Consider the following 4364-nt stretch of genomic DNA (forward strand, 5'->3'; position numbering starts at 1 on the left):
TCGGTGACGCCACGAAGCAGCTGGACAAGATCAAGAAGAACGACGGCAAGAACGACGGCCCGGCCTCGACGAACGCGGCGAACGCCGACAACTCACCCAGAGGCGACGGCTCGCCGCCGAGCAACACCCACTCCCAGTCGGCCGACCGGTCGCTCGACACCAACGAATCCGGTTCTGGCGCTGGAGGCAATTCGAGGTCGATCGACTCGTCTGCTTCGACGACACCTTCCAACGCGCGAAACGAGAAGTCGAACCCGCGCTCGTTGGATAGGACGAACACCTGCGGGGACCCGATCGACGTCTCCACCGGGCAGATGGTGATGGCTGACACCGACGCTCGGCTCGAAGCCGCACTGCCGCTGGAGATCTCTCGCACGCACTTCTCCGGTTACAGGCTCGGGCGTTGGTTCGGTCGCGAATGGGTGTCCACACTGGACGAGCGGCTGGAAGTCGATGGTTCTGGAGCCAGCTACGTGTCCGCTGACGGCACGCTCCAGCACTTTCCACACCCCGTTGCCGGGAGTTGGGTCCACAGCGAGGATGGTCCAAGTCGTTCGCTCGGGAGAGCGGACGACGGCGGCTACTTGCTCGAAGACGCCCAGCGATCCTGCGTTCTCTACTTCGCGCCGGGTGCCGGAGTTCGCCCGCTGGCGGCGATTTTCGACCACAACGGCAACCGCATCGAGTTCAGCCGCGACGACTCCGGTGTGCCGACGGAGATCCGGCACACCGGTGGCTACCTCGTCCGCGTGGAGTCGTCCGACGACCGGATCACGGCGTTGCGTTCGGTAGGAGCAGACGGATCCGAAGTCGAACTGATGCGTTACGGCTACACCGACGGGCGCCTCACACAGGTGATCAACGCCTCCGGTCAGCCGATGCGGTTCGAGTACGACGCCGATGGGCGCATCGTGAGCTGGACCGACCGCAACGGTGAGTGGTACCGGTACACCTACGATGCGACCGGGCGCTGCGTGCGCACCGAAGGGTCCGGCGGGTTCCTCAGCGGAACGATGGAGTACGACACCGCAACTCGGATCACCTACCACACGAATTCCCTCGGTCACCGAACCGCGTTCCACATGAACGAGGCCGGTCAGGTCGTCAGGGAAGTGGACCCGCTGGGCAACGTCACCGAGTCGGAATGGGACGTCCACGACCGGTTGCTGCGCCGGACCGATCAAATTGGGCGGACGGTGCGCTACGACTACGACAGCGCTGGCAACGTCACCGCCATCACCCGGCCTGACGGCAGCACGCTGCGCCGCGAGTACAACGCGCTCGGTCTGCCGACCGTTCTCCGAGAAGCCGATGGAGCCGTCACCCGCCGCGAGTACGACGAACGGGGCAACCTGGTCAAGGAGGCCGACGCCGCAGAGGCAGCCACGATGTTCGCCTACGACGAGCGCGGCAACCTGGTCTCGATAACCGATGCGCATGGTGGCATCACTCGGGTCGAGAGCGGAATCGACGGTTTGGTCGCGAGCGTCACCGACGCCATGGGCGCGGTCACCCGGTACGAGCGTGATCAGTTCGGCCGGGTAGTCGCGATCGTCGACCCCGCTGGTGCGGTTCAGCGCCTGGGCTACACGGTGTCCGGTCAAGTCGCGTGGAGCCAGGACCCGGACGGCAACGTCCAGCGGTGGGCCTTCGATGGTGAGGGGAACGAACGCGCGCATTCCGACCAGCAAGCGACGGTTCACAGGGAATACACGCACTTCGACCTGATCAAGGCTGAGATCAGGCCGGACGGGACGAGGCTGGAGTTCACCTACGACACGGAGATGCGCCTGGTCGGTGTCACGAACGAACAGGGGCTGGTCTGGCGCTACGACTACGACTCCGCCGGGAATCTCGTCAGGGAAACAGATTTCAACGGCGCGACGGTCTCGTACCGCTACGACGCGGCGGGCCAGCTCGTCGAGAGGGTCAACGCCATGGGGGAGACGACCGAGTTCGGCTACGACCCGCTGGGCAACGTTGTGCAGCGCCGCTGTGGTACCGCGATGACGAGCTTCACCTTCAACGCGGGCGGATTGCTGCTGGAGGCGGTGAACGAGGACAGCCGCCTCACCTACACCTATGACGACCTCGGACGGGTCACCAGCGAGAGCGTCAACGGCCGCGTGGTTCGCAGCTCCTATGACGCGCTGGGCCGCCGGGTTCGTCGAAGCACGCCCTCGGGCGTGGAGAGCGTGTGGGAGTACGACGCGAACGGGCAACCGACAGGTCTGCACGTCGCCGGGCGAACGTTGGCCTTCGAGTACGACAAGCTGGGGCGGGAGATCGGTCGCCGACTGGGATCGGGAGCGATCATCAACCAGGAGTGGACTGCGTCCGGTCTCCTCCGATCTCAGGCAGTGACGAACGCCTCCGGCCAGCGCAGCCAGCAACGGTCTTTCCGCTACCGGGCAGATGGCCGGCTCATCGAGGTCGACGACATGGTCGCCGGTTCGCGCCGGTTCGCCCTTGATGGAAGGGGCCGGGTGACGGGTGTGCAAGCGGCAGGATGGGCGGAGCGGTACGCGTACGATCCCGCGGGCAATATCAGTAGCGCCGCGTGGCCAACGGCTACCGACCAGGACGCGCTCGGGGAGCGCGCCTACACCGGCACGCTGATCCGCAGCGCGGGTGCTATTCGATACGAGCACGACGCCCAGGGGCGCATGGTCGTGCGCCAGCGCAAACGACTGACGCAGGGCGTCGAGACGTGGCGCTACTCCTGGGATGCTGATGACCGACTCGTCGCAGTCGGAATGCCCGATGGGACGCAGTGGCGGTACCGCTACGACGCACTCGGGCGACGGATCTCCAAGGAACACCTCGCCGCGCTTGGAAACGTCATGGCGCGGATGGACTTCACCTGGGATGATGACGTTCTCGTCGAGCAAGCTCAATTCGATACCCGCGGAACCCGCGTCACCGTCTGGGATTACGAGCCCGGCAGTTACCGGCCGCTGATTCAGAGCGAACGGATTTCGCAGGCATCCCGGGAGTGGGTTGATGGGCAGTTCTACGCGATCGTGACCGATCTCGTCGGCGCCCCCGCCGAACTGGTCGACGATGACGGGGCGATCGCATGGTTCAGCCGCGCCAGTCTGTGGGGACGCGCTGACGACGATGCTCGCAACTCGGTGGGCATGCCGCTGCGGTTTCCCGGTCAGTACTTCGATCCAGAGACCGGGCTCCACTACAACTTCTTCCGCTATTACGACCCCGTGATCGGGCGTTTCGCAAGTCCCGATCCGATCGGGCTTTCCGGTGGGCTCAACCACCACGCCTACGTCTCCAATCCGACCACCTTGCTCGACCCGCTCGGCCTGGCCCCGACGAAGTGCACGGAGGAGCAGAAGCGGAGGACGCAGGGCGACCATGCCAGGGCGCGCAACGCGATTCCGGAGATCGCCGCGCGTTTCAGGGAGAAGCACCGAAGAACGGATCACCACATCTTCAACGGCGAGAGCACCACCGATGGCAGGACGCCGACCGGTCTGCACGCCTATTCACCACAACAACGGTTGAACGGCCGTCCAGGGCTTCCTCAGGAAATTCATCCGCAGGGGAACGTGGTCGGGCGAGAGAACAAGGTGCACGAACTCGGGCCCTACAGGCGTGACGGGGTTCCGAATCAGAAGGATCAGAGCACCATGTTCCCGAAGAACTGGTCCCAAGATGACGTCCGTGCGTATGTTGCGGTATCGGAATTCAGAAGCGAGTACCAGGACCTTCTGACGAAGCACGGGACGGGACCGGAAGCGGTCAAGAGTGCGATCACCCATGGGATGAACGTCAACTTGGTGAGGGACGGCATCACCGTCTACCCGAGTAGGTAGAGTCGGCTTCTCGTCCCACTTTCCCGTGTGCACCTCCTCGTCGGAGGACTTCGGGGAACCGTCGCTGAAGGGAGCAGCGCGCTTCTCGACGGCAGGCTTGGCGCAGCCCGAACCCCTCAGACCTCGGCCGCCAGCTTCGCGCCGAGGCCGAGCAGGACGGTGGCGGTGAGGCGGTCCATCCAGCGGCGGACGCGTTCCCGCTGGAAGAAGGCCCTGGCTCGTCCTGCCGTCCAGACCAGGGCGGGGAGCCAGACGAGGCCTGCCGCGAGGTGGATGGCGACGAGCAGGGCGCCCCAGGCCGACGCGTCCGGGCCGGTGGGCAGGAACTGCGGCAGCAGGCTCATGTAGAAGACGCCGACCTTCGGGTTGAGTAGATTCGTCATCAACCCGGCTCGGAACGCGGAACGCCCGGCTGGTGCGTCTTTGGTTGGCGTCTCAGCTTTCCTGTTGCGGGGCAACGTCTTCCACAGCGCCGAGGCGCCGAGCCAGATCAGGTAGGCGGCGCCGAGGACGCGCACCGCGGTGTAGGCC

3 protein-coding genes are annotated in these 4364 nt (G+C 65.3%); 1 reads left to right on the forward strand and 2 read right to left on the reverse strand.

Annotation, left to right across the window (positions count from 1 at the left end; translation table 11 throughout):
• On the reverse strand, positions 1-307 hold a 307-nt coding region (locus ACYVF3_RS26730), incomplete at its 3' end, for a hypothetical protein (RefSeq protein WP_461157017.1).
• Between the two features lie 13 nt (positions 308-320).
• Here ACYVF3_RS26730 and ACYVF3_RS26735 point away from each other — a divergent pair.
• Positions 321-3833 carry an RHS repeat-associated core domain-containing protein gene (locus ACYVF3_RS26735; RefSeq protein WP_461157018.1) on the forward strand — a complete coding sequence of 1171 codons (3513 nt, stop codon included), beginning with the start codon at positions 321-323 and terminating at the stop codon, positions 3831-3833.
• Positions 3834-3949: 116 nt separating this feature from the next.
• On the opposite strand, the gene ACYVF3_RS26740 is transcribed toward ACYVF3_RS26735, so the two are convergent.
• The coding region (locus ACYVF3_RS26740) for a LysE family translocator (RefSeq protein ID WP_461157019.1) at positions 3950-4364 on the reverse strand (415 nt) is incomplete at its 5' end.

This window comes from Saccharopolyspora tripterygii (genome assembly GCF_054778355.1).